At 59.8% G+C, this 14,831-nt stretch carries 14 protein-coding genes; 11 read left to right on the top strand and 3 right to left on the bottom strand.

Annotated elements, in window-relative coordinates; genetic code table 11:
* Positions 1-667 precede the first annotated feature (667 nt).
* Entirely contained in the window at positions 668-1,030 is a 363-nt protein-coding gene (locus D8U61_RS15525) for a DUF6124 family protein (RefSeq protein ID WP_024011594.1), read from the top strand.
* 169 nt (positions 1,031-1,199) lie between these two features.
* Here D8U61_RS15525 and D8U61_RS15520 read toward each other — a convergent pair whose 3' ends face one another.
* The gene (locus D8U61_RS15520; protein WP_130927234.1) at positions 1,200-1,916 is read right to left on the bottom strand and encodes an SIMPL domain-containing protein; all 717 of its coding nucleotides are present in this window, start codon (positions 1,914-1,916) and stop codon (positions 1,200-1,202) included.
* A 260-nt stretch (positions 1,917-2,176) separates the two neighbouring features.
* On the opposite strand from D8U61_RS15520, the gene D8U61_RS15515 reads away from it, so the two are divergent.
* The 5 genes from D8U61_RS15515 (at position 2,177) to D8U61_RS15495 (ending at position 7,149) form a co-directional block, all read left to right on the top strand.
* Positions 2,177-2,362 (top strand): hypothetical protein, encoded by a 186-nt coding sequence (locus D8U61_RS15515; RefSeq protein ID WP_041477960.1) that lies wholly within the window; start codon positions 2,177-2,179, stop codon positions 2,360-2,362.
* Positions 2,363-2,576: 214 nt separating this feature from the next.
* Entirely contained in the window at positions 2,577-3,839 is a 1,263-nt protein-coding gene (locus D8U61_RS15510) for an ATP-binding protein (RefSeq protein ID WP_016771713.1), read from the top strand.
* The gene (locus tag D8U61_RS15505) at positions 3,832-4,392 is read left to right on the top strand and encodes a response regulator transcription factor (RefSeq protein ID WP_003221630.1); all 561 of its coding nucleotides are present in this window, start codon (positions 3,832-3,834) and stop codon (positions 4,390-4,392) included. Before D8U61_RS15510 ends, D8U61_RS15505 begins: the two co-directional genes overlap by 8 nt.
* Positions 4,393-4,488: 96 nt before the next feature.
* Positions 4,489-6,216, top strand: coding sequence for an ABC transporter ATP-binding protein/permease (locus tag D8U61_RS15500; protein ID WP_130927233.1), 1,728 nt, complete (start codon positions 4,489-4,491; stop codon positions 6,214-6,216).
* 186 nt (positions 6,217-6,402) lie between these two features.
* Positions 6,403-7,149: a FadR/GntR family transcriptional regulator gene (locus tag D8U61_RS15495; protein ID WP_024011597.1), complete on the top strand. Its 747-nt coding sequence runs from the start codon at positions 6,403-6,405 to the stop codon at positions 7,147-7,149.
* Positions 7,150-7,154: 5 nt separating this feature from the next.
* Here D8U61_RS15495 and D8U61_RS15490 read toward each other — a convergent pair whose 3' ends face one another.
* Both D8U61_RS15490 and D8U61_RS15485 read right to left on the bottom strand, forming a co-directional pair.
* Positions 7,155-7,517, bottom strand: coding sequence for a hypothetical protein (locus tag D8U61_RS15490; RefSeq protein ID WP_130886929.1), 363 nt, complete (start codon positions 7,515-7,517; stop codon positions 7,155-7,157).
* A 206-nt stretch (positions 7,518-7,723) separates the two neighbouring features.
* Positions 7,724-8,104: a hypothetical protein gene (locus D8U61_RS15485; protein ID WP_130886928.1), complete on the bottom strand. Its 381-nt coding sequence runs from the start codon at positions 8,102-8,104 to the stop codon at positions 7,724-7,726.
* 298 nt (positions 8,105-8,402) lie between these two features.
* On the opposite strand from D8U61_RS15485, the gene kdgD reads away from it, so the two are divergent.
* From kdgD to D8U61_RS15460, 5 genes are all read left to right on the top strand, one after another.
* A complete protein-coding gene (kdgD, locus tag D8U61_RS15480) occupies positions 8,403-9,314 on the top strand; it encodes a 5-dehydro-4-deoxyglucarate dehydratase (protein ID WP_007915340.1) in 912 nt (303 codons plus the stop codon).
* Positions 9,315-9,385: 71 nt separating this feature from the next.
* Positions 9,386-10,831 (top strand): aldehyde dehydrogenase family protein, encoded by a 1,446-nt coding sequence (locus D8U61_RS15475; RefSeq protein ID WP_071174379.1) that lies wholly within the window; start codon positions 9,386-9,388, stop codon positions 10,829-10,831.
* A gap of 100 nt (positions 10,832-10,931) precedes the next feature.
* Positions 10,932-12,293: an MFS transporter gene (locus tag D8U61_RS15470; protein ID WP_125927107.1), complete on the top strand. Its 1,362-nt coding sequence runs from the start codon at positions 10,932-10,934 to the stop codon at positions 12,291-12,293.
* 11 nt (positions 12,294-12,304) lie between these two features.
* On the top strand, positions 12,305-13,858 hold the full coding sequence (gene garD, locus D8U61_RS15465) for a galactarate dehydratase (protein ID WP_016771706.1): 1,554 nt from the start codon (positions 12,305-12,307) through the stop codon (positions 13,856-13,858).
* 207 nt (positions 13,859-14,065) lie between these two features.
* Positions 14,066-14,831, top strand: a 766-nt coding sequence (locus D8U61_RS15460) for an AEC family transporter (RefSeq protein WP_130927232.1), incomplete at its 3' end; no start/stop codon positions are given.

Here is a 14,831-nt window from a genome sequence, read left to right as displayed (position 1 = left end):
TAACCGAAAAGGCTTGCTCCTACGTTCGGCCCTCGCAGGCTCGGGTTCCTTCGCTCCGGGACTGATCCGGGCGCAGCGGCTACGGTTTGCTTCGCTGCACCTCCTTCCGCTGTGTTCGCCTTCGTCGAACGGTCGCTGCGCTCCCACGCCCGGATTAATCCCTCCACTCAGCCTTCCGACGTCGCCGGTGGATCAAGATCAAAAGCGGTACTCGAGCTTGCGCTCATTGTGGAGTGGGGCGGCTTCGCCGCGGGCAGCTGCGCTGCTTTGCCTTGGCTTTTGTAGGAGTGAGCCTGCTCGCGATGCGGCACGTCCAGGGCTCCGAGGGATTGAGTTTGTTTAATTCCGATGCCCAATAACCCGAACCTTCCCACAAGGTTTTCAGGTTGTCCGTCGGACGTCCGCTCTCTAGGCTTGGGTCGTCGCTGGTTGTTCAGCGATCGGGTGTGAGAACCCGGAAAATTAGTGATTCAGTGCGCATGTCCGCATAATTGCCGCCAGCTCTTCAGTTGTCTGCAATAGCGATATGGCGACTGTGTGCGGGCAGACTTCGGTCTGGCCGGTTTTCCTATTTTTCCGGTTTCTCACCCCGCACATAGTTGCCACCCACTTCGCCGCGTGAGAAACGGCAGGTGATGGCGTTCATTTAGCAAAGTAGGGCTATTTAATGACCAAACCAGTCCCCGACCCACCCGAAGAAACCTCAACCCCCCTTGAAGCCGCGCTGCGCGCCGACGATCTCGCGAAGAACCGCGAAGCCATCAAGCGTGCCCTCGATTTCTATCTCTGCCCGCCACCCGGCAAACCCCATCCGCCCGGCACGATGTTTCTGATCCGGCCCGACATCGACACTGAAAGCCTGCTTGCCCACGCCTGCGAATCCCTCGCTTCAGCCAATACGCTGGCCAGCGATTTCGCCGATCAGCTTGGTAGGCCGCAGCGCAATACGGCGCTGGCGATTCAGCAGATCATCATGCTGGCGGAGCTGGCGGTGAATCGGGCGCTGGATCGGGTTGATCCGCACGCTTGAAACCGCGCTATCGTTCTTCGCGAGCAGGCTCGCTCCCACATTCAAATGCGTTCAACCTGTGGGAGCGAGCCTGCTCGCGAAAGCGGTGGATCATTCACTACAAAACCCAGGCACAAAAAAACCGGCAACCATTTACTGATTGCCGGTCCTTCATTCAGCCAAGCTCAAATCACTGCATCAGCACTTCAATCGAGCCATCAGCGGTCATGCTGACCTGGCTGGTGCCGGCTTCGACCTCAGGCGTCACCGGCGCGGAATCCATGGCCGCGGCTTTCATCATCATCGGCGCGCGCAGGTACGGTTGTGGATAACCGTTGCTGTTGAGGTTCAGGTTGACGATTTTGTAACCCTTGCCGCCCAGGGCGTCGGTGGCCAGTTGGGCGCGGGTCTTGAAGGCAGTGACGGCTTCTTTGAGCAACTGGTCTTCGCTGGCCTTGCGGGTCGGGTCGGCGATGGCGAAGTTCATGCCGCCCATTTTCAGGTCGGTCAGCAGCTCGCCGGTGAGTTTGGACAGGGCGGCGAAGTCGGTGCTTTCCAGGCGCAGTTCGGCGCGTTCGCGCCAGCCGGTGATTTTCTGGCCTTTGGTGTCGTAGATCGGATAGCTGTTGCGGCTGCCCGTGCGCAAGGTGATGTCTTTGACTTGTTTGGCCTGGGCGGTGGCCTTGTTCATGGTGGTGCTGATGGCGGCGGCGAGTTTGGCCGGGTCGGTGTTCTGCTCTTCGGTATAGAGCGTCACGATCATCTGGTCGCGGGCCACTTCCTGGCTGACTTCGGCGCGCAGGGAAATCTGGTTGTAGTGCAGCTCATCGGCGGCCAGCGCCGGAAGGCTGGCGACGCTGCCGACGGTCAGGGCGAGGAGGGCGGCGCTGCGGCGAAATGTGTGCATGAAGGCTCCTTGAATGAGGCGCAGGTGATGGGTCGCGGCCTGCGTGAACCATCAGACTCTAACTTCTATGATCCGGTTCGCCCAGTTACAACTTCTATACAGATACCTGCGCGAGTATTCGTTGGCAACACGTCTAGACCTGTAATTTCTGACAGTGGACAAGTTATCGAGCCTGATCAAGCATCGGCCGGGCAAGTGCAACAGTACCTGCTGTTTAAAATGATTGATCAAAATCCATTTATCGATAAAGGAATAACGACATGGCTAGTGAACAGGAAAAGCAAGATGCTAGAGCTGGTGGATACACGGTTTCGCTTGTTGGTAAAGGGACCTATGACACCTATGTTGTTTACCATCACGGAAGTGAAAAGGGAGAATTCGCGTTGCTGGAGGACGCCTGGAATCACGCGGTCTCCATGCGACAGGCGGAACTGTACAACCATTAATCAGGTTTTTTTATAACCATAGATCGCTTCTTCATCGCAAGTAGCGTGACCGATCCGAAACCGGCCAATGCGTGAACGGTCGGTTTTCTTCAGTGAACAACTCTCCGTTTGTAACAGGCTGGTACGTGTGGTCGTTTGCCGCACTTTCGCCTCTGAACCCCGCGCGTTGGTTATACTCCGTGCGATCCGCCTGGAGCGCTCATCAGGAGAGCTCATGCTCGCCCCCGTACAACTGACTTCCGCCACTCGCCAGAACCTCTGGCGGCTGACTTTCATCCGCACCCTGGTGCTCGCCGCGCAGGCCGGGTCCGTGGGTCTGGCCTACTGGCTGCAATTGTTGCCGTTGCCCTGGGTGCAATTGGCGATGACCCTGGGCTGTTCGATTCTGCTCTGCGTGTTCACTGCCGTGCGCCTGCGCACATCGTGGCCGGTGACCGAGCTCGAATACGCGCTGCAACTGGCCTGCGATCTGGTGATTCACAGTGCGCTGCTGTATTTCTCCGGCGGTTCGACCAACCCCTTTGTTTCTTATTATCTGGTGCCGCTGACCATCGCGGCGGTGACCTTGCCGTGGCGTTATTCGGTGATTCTGTCCGGTATCGCGCTGGCGCTGTACACGCTGATGCTGACGCGTTTCTATCCGCTGGAAACCCTGCCGGTCGCCCGTGAGAATCTGCAGATCTACGGCATGTGGCTGAGCTTTGCCCTGGCTGCTGCGGTCATCACGTTCTTCGCCGCGCGCATGGCTGAAGAGCTACGTCGGCAGGAAGAGCTGCGCGCGATTCGCCGCGAAGAAGGCTTGCGCGATCAGCAGCTGCTCGCCGTTGCGACCCAGGCCGCCGGTGCGGCGCATGAATTGGGCACACCGCTGGCGACCATGAGCGTGCTGCTCAAGGAAATGCAGCAGGATCACCCCGATGCGTTGCTGCAGGACGATCTGAAGGTGCTGCAGGATCAAGTCAAACTGTGCAAGGAAACCTTGCAGCAACTGGTCCGCGCCGCTGAGGCCAATCGGCGTCTGGCGGTGGAGATGCAGGACGTTACCGACTGGCTCGACGAGGCGTTGAACCGTTGGCACCTGATGCGCCCGGAAGCCAGTTATCGCTTCCAGCGTCTTGGCCAGGGTGCGGTGCCGCGCATGGCGCCGCCGCCGGATCTGACCCAGGCTTTGCTGAATCTGCTCAACAATGCAGCCGACGCCTGCCCGGAAAATCTCCAGGTGACGCTGGACTGGGACGCAGAGACTTTGACCATCAGCATTCGCGACCACGGCGCCGGTGTGCCGCTGGCCATCGCCGAGCAGATCGGCAAGCCGTTTTTTACCACCAAGGGCAAAGGTTTCGGCCTGGGCCTGTTTTTGAGCAAGGCCAGCGTGACACGCGCCGGCGGCTCAGTGAAACTCTATAGTCATGAGGAAGGCGGCACGCTCACCGAGCTGCGCCTGCCCCACGGCGCCCGAGGAGACCAACATGAGTGACGAAATCCAAGTCGAAGGCGAAGAACTGCCGCATCTGCTGCTGGTCGACGACGACGCGACCTTCACCCGCGTCATGGCCCGCGCCATGGCCCGCCGCGGCTTTCGCGTCAGCACCGCCGGTTCCGCTGAAGAAGGCCTGACCATCGCCCAGGCCGATCTGCCTGACTACGCCGCGCTGGACCTGAAAATGGACGGCGACTCCGGTCTGGTCCTGCTGCCCAAGCTGCTGGAGCTCGATCCGGAAATGCGCGTGGTGATCCTCACCGGTTATTCGAGCATTGCCACAGCGGTGGAGGCGATCAAGCGTGGCGCCTGCAACTACCTGTGCAAACCCGCTGATGCCGACGACGTGCTGGCCGCGCTGCTGTCCGAGCATGCCGACCTCGACAGTCTGGTGCCGGAAAACCCGATGTCGGTCGATCGTCTGCAATGGGAGCACATCCAGCGCGTGCTCACCGAGCACGAAGGCAACATTTCCGCCACGGCCCGCGCGCTGGGCATGCACCGCCGCACCTTGCAGCGCAAATTGCAGAAGCGTCCGGTTCGTCGCTGAACCTGCGCTGAACGACTATCGCCAGCCCTCGCGATAAAACGCGCCGATCATCTATGATCGGCGCGTGTCCGTTCTTTTTACTATCGAGCCTTATCCATGAATCAGAACGCTGAATATTCCGCGGTCAACGATGCTGTGCGCGGGCAGTTTTTTCGCAAAGTCTGGGCGATGACCACGCCTTACTGGCGCAGCGAAGAGAAGGGCAAGGCCTGGACGTTGCTGATTGCCGTAATTGCGCTGACGCTGTTCAGCGTAGCGATCTCGGTGTGGATCAACAGTTGGTACAAGGATTTCTACAACGCTTTGCAGAGAAAGGATGAAGCCGCGTTCTGGCAGTTGATCCTGTATTTCTGCGGCATCGCGACGGTGGCGATTCTCGGCGCGGTGTATCGCTTGTATCTGACGCAGATGCTGACGATCCGCTGGCGGGCTTGGCTGACCGAAAAGCACTTCAAGCGCTGGCTAGACCACAAGAATTACTATCAGCTGGAGCAGGGCGGTTATACCGATAACCCCGACCAGCGGATTTCCGAAGACCTCAACACTTACACCGCCAACACCCTGAGCCTGGGCCTCGGGCTGCTGCGCACGATTGTCAGTCTGGTGTCGTTCTCGATCATTTTGTGGGGCGTGTCGGGCAGTATCGAAGTGTTCGGCATCGAAATTCCCGGCTACATGTTCTGGTGTGCGCTGTTGTATGCGGCGGTGGGCAGTTGGCTGACGCATTTGATCGGTCGCCGTCTGATCGGTCTGAACAACAAGCAACAACGCTTCGAAGCAGACCTGCGTTTTTCCATGGTGCGCGTGCGTGAGAACGCGGAAAGCATCGCCTTGTACAACGGCGAACCGAATGAGAACCGCCGCCTGAGCAACCGCTTCGGGCTGGTCTGGCACAATTTCTGGGACATCATGCGCGTGTCCAAGCGCCTGACGTTCTTCACCTCCGGTTACGGTCAGATCGCAATCATTTTCCCGTTTGTCGTCGCCGCACCGCGCTATCTGTCCGGCAAGATCGAACTGGGCGAGCTGATGCAAATCAACTCGGCGTTCGGCAACGTGCAGGAGAGTTTCAGCTGGTTCATCACCGCCTACTCGGATCTCGCCGCGTGGCGCGCCACCTGTGATCGTTTGCTGAGTTTCCGTCAGGCCATGAGCGACAACGAACAACGCACCCCGGCCATCGACGTGCAGAATCAGGGCAGTGAGTTGCAGGTGCACAACCTCGGCCTGGATCTGGCCGATGGTCGTCACCTGCTGACCGACGCTGACATGACCGTTGAGCCGGGTGAGCGCGTGATGCTCAGCGGCCGTTCCGGCAGCGGCAAGTCGACATTGCTGCGGGCGATGGGGCATTTGTGGCCGGCGGGGCACGGCAATATTCGTTTACCGGCGGCGCGTTATCTGTTCCTGCCGCAGAAGCCTTATCTGCCGATCGGCACATTGCGTGAAGCGTTGAGTTATCCACAGCCGGGCGATACCTACGCGCTGGAGCGTTATGCACAGGTGCTGGAAACCTGTCGTCTGCCGCACTTGGTTGGGCGGCTGGATGAAGCCAATCACTGGCAGCGCATGCTCTCGCCGGGCGAGCAACAACGCCTGGCCTTCGCCCGCGCGCTCCTTTATGCACCGCAATGGCTGTACATGGACGAGGCTACATCGGCGATGGATGAAGAGGATGAGGCGACCTTGTATCAAGCGTTGATTGACGAGATTCCGGGTCTGAGCATCGTCAGCGTCGGTCACCGAAGCAGTTTGAAACGATTCCATCCACGGCATGTGCGGATCGACAGCGGTCGTCTGGTCGAACAGGCCATAACTGTCTGAACACTCACCTGTGGGAGCGAGCCTGCTCGCGAAGGGGCCGTCTTGGTCGACGGATCTGTCGTCTGAACCACCGCTTTCGCGAGCAGGCTCGCTCCCACAGTGGGGTAATGTAATCTGCCCAGTGATCGTACAACTCGCTTGAGCTATGATGGCGCCAAGCCGAACTTTCGAGACAAGATGCAGACCATGGAAAAGCTGATCGACACCCCGCGCCTCCCCCGCAAGCGCCGCAGCCTCGCCCAGGAATTGGTGACGGTGTTGAGCGAGCAGATCCGTGATGGCCTGCTCAAGCGTGGCGACAAATTGCCCACCGAGTCGGCAATCATGGAAGCCCATGGCGTCAGCCGCACTGTGGTGCGCGAGGCGATTTCCCGTCTGCAGGCCGCCGGTCAGGTGGAAACCCGCCACGGCATCGGCACGTTCGTCCTCGACACGCCAAGCCCGAGCGGTTTCCGTATCGATCCGGCCACCGTGGTCACCCTGCGTGACGTGCTGGCGATTCTCGAATTGCGCATCAGCCTCGAAGTCGAATCCGCCGGCCTTGCCGCGCAACGCCGCAGCCCCGAACAACTGGCAACCATGCGCGCCGCCCTCGATGCCTTGAACGAAAGCGCCTCCCATGCCAGCGATGCGGTGTCGTCGGACTTCGCTTTCCACCTGGAAATCGCCCTGTCCACCGGCAACCGCTACTTCACCGACATCATGACCCACCTTGGCACCAGCATCATTCCACGTACGCGGCTGAACTCGGCGCGTTTGGCTCATGATGACCAGCAGCACTACATGGGCCGCCTGAGCCGCGAGCACGAGGAAATCTACGACGCGATTGCCCGTCAGGACTCCGATGCCGCGCGTGCGGCGATGCGTCTGCACCTGACCAACAGCCGCGAAAGACTGCGCCAGGCCCATGAAGAGGCGCAGGCGCAGGGGTGATGTTGTCAGAGTTCGAGATAAACCTTCTGCTTTTCAGACGGTGCAGTATTACCAGATGATCTCTGCACGCTATAGCTCAATGTAGCGATGGCACCCGGCTCAAATTTTTCTGCAAAGATTTTTTTCGCAATATTGAATACAAATGAGGCATCGGTGGGTGATTTTACTTCGAGCTCCTGCTTATCTTGGTTCCCTGTGGAAGTGCTCACCTCGAAGATGACCTTGTCTCCCTCCATAACATCTGGGTACGACTCGACGATGCCGTGAGCAGGGTCAACCAAATTATGGATGTAAAGCTTGAGTTTCCCGTCATGCACGGTGGCTTCGAGAAGTTGAGGCGGGGCGAGGTTTGTTGCTTTTGGAGTCATGATTGAAATTCCTTTTATACCTAATCAAACCTTTTAATTCCGTAGTAATGACGCGCTACGATAGGGGCCGGTTCGCTATCCCCTGCGGTCATTAGCTCAGTTACGCCCCTTCTTGCGCACCTGTTAGAAATACCAGTCCTGACCAACGGTCGTCACGCAAAGCGGCTACGTCTGGAAACGTGAAATGGTGATGAGAAACATCGTGTTCACGCCTCGATCCGCAACCTCAACGCCTGCGAATACGGCTCCATACTCGACTCATCGCGGAACTTGTAACGCAGCTCCACCTCGCGGTTCAGATACGGTTGCAGCGCCTCTTTCGGCAGTTGCACCTCGATGTCGAACAGCTTCTCCATTTCATCCTCGGCGTCGTCCCAGGCGCCAGTGTCCACCTCATCACCTTCCCATTCGGGTTCCTCGCCATCACTGCCGAGAATCGCGTAGACGCTCCAGTTCGCTGCGAAATCGCTGGAATCCGGCACCTGCACGGTGAGGATGTCCGGCAGTTGCGAGAGCTGAAGTGTCACGCAGTCGTCTTGCGCAGGGGCGACGTGGGTGAGGGTGGGGGCGGCAAAATGCATCGACATAGCGGCTTCCTTTGAGTGGTCCGCCACGATCCTTCGTGGCAGTCGACGTACTTTACGAGCCGCTGGTCCTCTCAGAATTAAACGAATCCAGACCAGATATTTCCGCGAGAAAATGCTTCAAGGACGGGCCTTTCAGCGATTTCCAGAAGCATAGACAGCGATTTTGTCGGACAAAAAAGCCCTGCCAACGATGAAATGCAGTTGACGGTTATTTTTTAAGTTGTACGATGACCTACAACTTCGGCGAAGGCTGAACGGTCCACTCACAATAAAACGTTGCTACCAGGGTGTTCGAATAATGAATCCACAAGAACTGAAGTCCATCCTCTCTGCCGGCCTGCTGTCTTTCCCGGTGACCGATTTCAACGCGCAGGGCGATTTCAACCGCGCGGGCTACATCAAACGCCTGGAATGGCTGGCTCCGTATGGCGCTTCGGCTCTGTTCGCCGCCGGCGGCACCGGTGAGTTCTTCTCCCTGGCCGCCAGCGAATACTCGGAAATCATCAAGACTGCCGTCGACACCTGCGCAACCAGCGTGCCGATCCTCGCCGGCGTCGGTGGTTCGACCCGCCAGGCCATCGAATACGCTCAGGAAGCCGAGCGTCTGGGCGCCAAGGGCCTGTTGCTGCTGCCGCACTACCTGACTGAAGCGAGCCAGGACGGCGTTGCCGCTCACGTTGAAGCCGTGTGTAAATCGGTCAACATCGGCGTGGTCGTCTACAACCGCAACGTTTGCCGCCTCAACGCGCCGCTGCTGGAACGACTGGCCGAGCGCTGCCCGAACCTGATCGGCTACAAGGATGGCCTGGGCGATATCGAGTTGATGGTGTCGATCCGTCGCCGCCTCGGTGATCGGTTCAGCTACTTGGGTGGTTTGCCGACCGCCGAAGTCTACGCCGCTGCCTACAAGGCGTTGGGCGTGCCGGTCTACTCCTCGGCGGTGTTCAACTTCATCCCGAAAACCGCGATGGACTTCTACCACGCGATCGCTCGCGAAGATCACGCCACCGTCGGCAAGATCATCGACGACTTCTTCCTGCCGTACCTGGACATCCGCAACCGCAAGGCCGGTTATGCCGTGAGCATCGTCAAGGCAGGTGCAAAAATCGCCGGCTATGACGCAGGTCCGGTGCGTGCGCCGCTGACCGACCTGACCGGCGAAGAGTACGAAATGCTCGCCGCGCTGATCGACAAGCAAGGCGCGCAATAAACGAGAAAAGCGAGGCCGCTGAGCAATCAGCGGCTTTTTGCGTGAAGGCTTTTAGAGTTGAGGGCTGCCCTGTGACAACTGCAAAACGCTACGACAACTACATCAATGGCGAATGGGTCGCCGGTGCCGATTACTCGGCCAACATTAACCCGTCCGAACTCAGCGACACCATCGGCGACTACGCCAAGGCTGACCTGACCCAGGTCAACGCCGCCATCGACGCTGCTCGCGCTGCGTTCCCGGCGTACTCCACTTCGGGCATTCAGGCCCGCCACGATTCGCTGGATAAAGTCGGCAGCGAGATTCTCGCCCGTCGCGAAGAGCTCGGCACGCTGTTGGCCCGTGAAGAGGGCAAGACCCTGCCGGAAGCGATCGGTGAAGTGACCCGCGCCGGCAACATTTTCAAGTTCTTCGCCGGTGAATGCCTGCGTCTGTCCGGTGACTATGTGCCGTCGGTACGCCCGGGCGTCAACGTCGAAGTCACCCGCGAAGCGCTGGGCGTGGTCGGTCTGATCACCCCGTGGAACTTTCCGATCGCCATTCCGGCGTGGAAGATTGCTCCGGCCCTGGCCTACGGCAACTGCGTCGTACTCAAGCCTGCCGATCTGGTGCCGGGCTGCGCCTGGGCGCTGGCGGAAATCATTTCCCGCGCGGGCTTCCCGGCCGGTGTGTTCAACCTGGTAATGGGCAGCGGTCGCGTGGTTGGCGAGGCGTTGGTCAACAGCCCGAAAGTCGACGGCATCAGCTTCACCGGTTCGGTGGGCGTGGGTCGTCAGATCGCAGTCAACTGCGTTTCGCGCCAGGCCAAAGTGCAGCTGGAAATGGGCGGCAAGAACCCGCAGATCATTCTCGACGACGCCGACCTCAAGCAAGCGGTCGAGCTGTCGGTGCAGAGCGCGTTCTACTCCACCGGCCAGCGCTGCACAGCGTCGAGCCGTCTGATCGTCACCGCCGGCATTCACGACAAGTTCGTTGAAGCGATGGCCGAGCGCATGAAGTCGATCAAGGTCGGCCACGCGCTGAAAGCCGGCACCGACATCGGTCCGGTGGTCTCTCAGGCGCAGCTTGAGCAGGACATGAAGTACATCGACATCGGCCAGTCCGAAGGTGCACGTCTGGTCAGCGGCGGCGGTGTGGTGACTTGCGACACTGAGGGCTACTTCCTCGCGCCAACCCTGTTCGCCGACAGCGAAGCGTCGATGCGCATCAGCCGCGAAGAGATCTTCGGCCCGGTGGCCAACATTGTTCGCGTGGCCGATTACGAAGCTGCGCTGGCAATGGCCAACGACACCGAATTCGGCTTGTCGGCCGGCATCGCCACCACCTCGCTGAAGTACGCCAACCACTTCAAGCGCCACTCCCAGGCCGGGATGGTGATGGTCAATCTGCCGACCGCCGGTGTGGATTACCACGTACCGTTCGGCGGGCGTAAAGGCTCGTCCTACGGCTCCCGTGAGCAGGGCCGCTATGCACAAGAGTTCTACACGGTCGTGAAGACCAGTTACATCGGATCGTAACCCCGCTGCACCCGCGCCGGGCCGTCGCCTGAGGCCCTGCGCGGCACAAGACCAAAGAATGTTTTACCCGCATAAAAATAATCAGTGGGAGTACATCTGCATGCAATCCTCCAAGCCGACTCACGTCCGCTATTTGATCCTGCTCATGCTGTTTCTGGTGACCACGATCAATTACGCCGACCGTGCCACGATCGCCATTGCCGGCTCCAGCCTGCAAAAAGACCTTGGCATTGACGCCGTCACCCTCGGCTACATCTTCTCCGCATTCGGTTGGGCCTACGTCGCCGGGCAAATTCCCGGTGGCTGGCTGCTCGATCGCTTCGGCTCGAAAAAAGTCTATGCCCTGAGCATTTTCACCTGGTCGCTGTTCACCGTGCTGCAAGGCTTCGTCGGTGAATTCGGCATGTCCACGGCAGTGGTTGCGCTGTTCATGTTGCGCTTTCTGGTGGGCCTGGCCGAAGCGCCATCGTTCCCCGGCAACGCGCGCATCGTGGCGGCGTGGTTCCCGACCGCTGAACGCGGCACCGCTTCGGCGATCTTCAACTCGGCGCAATACTTTGCCACCGTGCTGTTCGCGCCGTTGATGGGCTGGATCGTCTACAGCTTCGGCTGGGAGCACGTGTTCATCGTCATGGGTATCCTCGGTATCGTGTTCTCGCTGGTGTGGCTGAAAGTCATCTACAGCCCGCGCGAACACCCACGGGTCAACGAGGCCGAGTTCAAGCACATCGCTGACAACGGCGGCATGGTCGACATGGATCAGAAGGGCAAGAAGTCCGACGGTCCGAAGTGGGATTACATCCGTCAGCTGCTGACCAACCGCATGATGCTGGGCGTGTATCTGGGCCAGTACTGCATCAACGGCATCACCTATTTCTTCCTGACCTGGTTCCCGGTGTATCTGGTGCAAGAGCGTGGCATGACCATTCTCAAGGCCGGTTTCATCGCTTCGTTGCCGGCGATCTGCGGCTTTATCGGCGGCGTGCTCGGCGGGGTGATTTCCGACTACCTGCTGCGCAAGGGCCACTCGCTGACCTTCGCCCGCAAGGCGCCGATCATTGCCGGTCTGCTGGTGTCGAGCAGCATCGTCGCGTGCAACTATGTTGAAGTGGAATGGATGGTCGTGGGCTTCATGGCTCTGGCATTCTTCGGCAAAGGCGTTGGCGCACTGGGCTGGGCGGTGGTCTCCGACACTTCGCCGAAACAGATCGCCGGTCTGAGCGGTGGCCTGTTCAACACCTTTGGCAACATCGCTTCGATCACCACGCCGATCGTCATCGGCTACATCATCAGCTCCACCGGTTCGTTCAAGTGGGCGCTGGTGTTTGTCGGCGCCAACGCACTGGTCGCGGTGTTCAGCTATCTGGTGATCGTCGGCCCGATCAAGCGTGTGGTCTTGAAAGAGCCGCCAGCCAAGGGCGGCAATGAAGTCACCGGTAACTTGTCTCAAGCGCATTCCTGAGGAGCGGCGTCATGCAGTTGATTGAACATTCCGACTCGCCGCGCTACATCCGCCTGCACGAGCGGGACAACGTTGTAGTGGTGGTCAACGATCAGGGCGTACCGGCCGGTACCGAGTTTGCCGACGGCCTGGTCACCTTGGATTTCGTACCGCAGAGCCACAAGGTCACCTTGGAGGATATTCCTGAAGGCGGCCCGGTGATTCGTTACGGGCAGATCATCGGCTACGCCTTGCAGCCGATCCGTCGCGGCAGTTGGGTCAAGGAAGATCAACTGCGCATGCCGACCGCGCCGCCGCTGGACAGCTTGCCGCTGTCCACCGATGTGCCGGATGCGCAGGCACCGCTGGAAGGCTTCACGTTCGAGGGGTATCGCAACGCCGACGGCACTGTCGGCACGCGCAACATTCTCGGCATCACCACCACCGTGCAGTGCGTCACCGGCGTGCTTGATCATGCGGTCAAGCGCATCAAGGAAGAGCTGCTGCCGAAGTACCCGCACGTCGATGACGTGGTGGCACTGACCCACAGTTATGGCTGCGGTGTGGCGATTACCGCGACCGATGCCTACATCCCGATTCGTACCGTGCGCAATCTGGCACGCAACCCGAACCTGGGCGGCGAGGCGCTGGTGATCGGTCTGGGCTGCGAGAAATTGCAGGCCGGGCAGGTGATGCACGAGGACGATGCCTCGGTGGATCTCAGCGATCCGTGGCTGTACCGCTTGCAGGATTCCAGTCACGGCTTCACCGAAATGATCGAGCAGATCATGGAACTGGCCGAAGTGCGCCTGAAGAAGCTCGATCAGCGCCGCCGCGAAACAGTGCCGGCCTCCGAGCTGATTCTCGGTATGCAGTGCGGCGGCAGCGACGCGTTCTCCGGCATCACCGCCAACCCGGCGCTGGGTTATGCCTCGGACTTGCTGTTGCGTGCGGGGGCGACGGTGATGTTTTCCGAAGTCACCGAAGTGCGCGATGCGATCTACCTGCTGACGTCGCGGGCGCAAACGCAAACCGTCGCCGAAGAGCTGGTACGGGAAATGGACTGGTACGACCGTTACCTGGCCAAGGGCGAAGCCGATCGCAGCGCCAACACCACGCCGGGCAACAAGAAGGGCGGGTTGTCAAACATTGTCGAGAAGTCGCTGGGCTCGATCGTCAAGTCCGGCAGCAGCGCGATCAATGGCGTGCTCGGCCCGGGCGAGCGTTTCAAGCACAAGGGCCTGATTTTCTGCGCGACGCCGGCCAGCGATTTTGTCTGCGGTACGCTGCAACTGGCGGCGGGGATGAACCTGCACGTGTTCACCACCGGTCGCGGCACGCCTTATGGGCTGGCCATGGCGCCGGTGGTCAAGGTATCGACGCGGACCGAACTGGCGCAGCGCTGGCCGGATCTGATCGACATCGACGCCGGCCGCATTGCTACCGGGCGCGCGACCATCGAAGAGCTGGGCTGGGAGTTGTTTCACTATTACCTGGATGTTGCCAGTGGCAAGCAACAGACCTGGGCGGAGAAGCACAAGCTGCATAACGACATCACCTTGTTCAACCCGGCGCCGATTACCTGAGACCGCGTCATCGTTCTTCGCGAGCAGGCTCGCTCCCACAGGGATATGCATTGCAAATGTGGGAGCGAGCCTGCTCGCGAATGCGATCTGCCAGACGCCGGAGGACTTGCGGTGCCTGTGATCGTTCCCACGCAGAGCGTGGGAACGATCAGGGTGAAAGTGGCTTATCATTAGCCCCCTATCGACGCTCACCCAAGGCTCTCCGGCATGCTGGCAATCTTTCTTGAAACCCTGAACATCACCGCGCCGGTGTTTGCCATGCTGTTTCTCGGTGTGCTGCTCAAGCGCATCGACTGGATCAACGACAACTTCATCCACACCGCCTCGTCGCTGGTGTTCAACGTGACCATGCCGGCGCTGCTGTTCCTCGGCATTCTCCACGCTGACCTGCACGCCGCACTGCAACCTTCGCTCCTCATCTACTTTTCCCTTGCCACCCTGGTGAGTTTCGCCGTGGCCTGGGGCTGGGCGATTTTCAAATGTCCGCGGGAAGATCGCGGCATCTACACCCAGGGCGCGTTTCGCGGCAACAACGGCGTGATCGGCCTGGCACTCGCGGCAAGCATGTACGGCGATTACGGCATTTCCCTCGGGGCGATTCTCGCGGCGCTGGTGATCCTGTTCTACAACACGTTGTCGACCATCGTGCTGGCGGTGTACAGCCCGGTGATCAAGTCCGATCCGTGGAGCATCTGCAAAAGCGTGTTCAGCAACCCGCTGATCATCAGCGTGATTTCGGCGGCGCCTTTTGCTTACTTCAAGATCGGACTGCCGGGCTGGCTGGAAACTTCCGGCCAGTATCTGGCGCAGACCACGTTGCCGCTGGCGCTGATTTGTATCGGCGGCACGCTGTCACTGGCGGCGTTGCGCAAGAGCGGCAAGATGGCGCTCAGCTCCAGCCTGGTGAAGATGGTCGGTCTGCCGTTACTGGCGACACTGGGGGCATGGCTGTGGGGCTTTCGCGGGGCGGAAC

The sequence above is a fragment of the Pseudomonas sp. Sample_14 genome, assembly GCF_004307515.1.
GTDB classification, from domain to species: domain Bacteria; phylum Pseudomonadota; class Gammaproteobacteria; order Pseudomonadales; family Pseudomonadaceae; genus Aquipseudomonas; species Aquipseudomonas atacamensis.
The sequence above is the reverse complement of the archived record's forward strand: the minus strand, read 5'-3'. Positions and strand labels throughout refer to the sequence as shown.

Excerpts from the sequence above, each read along its gene's own strand:
- D8U61_RS15505 (WP_003221630.1), top strand. The coding sequence starts at position 3,832 with ATGAGTGACGAAATCCAAGTCGAAGGCGAAGAACTGCCGCATCTGCTG.
- D8U61_RS15510 (WP_016771713.1), top strand. The coding sequence starts at position 2,577 with ATGCTCGCCCCCGTACAACTGACTTCCGCCACTCGCCAGAACCTCTGG.
- D8U61_RS15500 (WP_130927233.1), top strand. The coding sequence starts at position 4,489 with ATGAATCAGAACGCTGAATATTCCGCGGTCAACGATGCTGTGCGCGGG.
- D8U61_RS15470 (WP_125927107.1), top strand. The coding sequence starts at position 10,932 with ATGCAATCCTCCAAGCCGACTCACGTCCGCTATTTGATCCTGCTCATG.
- D8U61_RS15520 (WP_130927234.1), bottom strand. The coding sequence starts at position 1,916 with ATGCACACATTTCGCCGCAGCGCCGCCCTCCTCGCCCTGACCGTCGGC.
- garD (WP_016771706.1), top strand. The coding sequence starts at position 12,305 with ATGCAGTTGATTGAACATTCCGACTCGCCGCGCTACATCCGCCTGCAC.
- D8U61_RS15490 (WP_130886929.1), bottom strand. The coding sequence starts at position 7,517 with ATGACTCCAAAAGCAACAAACCTCGCCCCGCCTCAACTTCTCGAAGCC.
- D8U61_RS15515 (WP_041477960.1), top strand. The coding sequence starts at position 2,177 with ATGGCTAGTGAACAGGAAAAGCAAGATGCTAGAGCTGGTGGATACACG.
- D8U61_RS15485 (WP_130886928.1), bottom strand. The coding sequence starts at position 8,104 with ATGTCGATGCATTTTGCCGCCCCCACCCTCACCCACGTCGCCCCTGCG.
- D8U61_RS15525 (WP_024011594.1), top strand. The coding sequence starts at position 668 with ATGACCAAACCAGTCCCCGACCCACCCGAAGAAACCTCAACCCCCCTT.
- kdgD (WP_007915340.1), top strand. The coding sequence starts at position 8,403 with ATGAATCCACAAGAACTGAAGTCCATCCTCTCTGCCGGCCTGCTGTCT.
- D8U61_RS15495 (WP_024011597.1), top strand. The coding sequence starts at position 6,403 with ATGGAAAAGCTGATCGACACCCCGCGCCTCCCCCGCAAGCGCCGCAGC.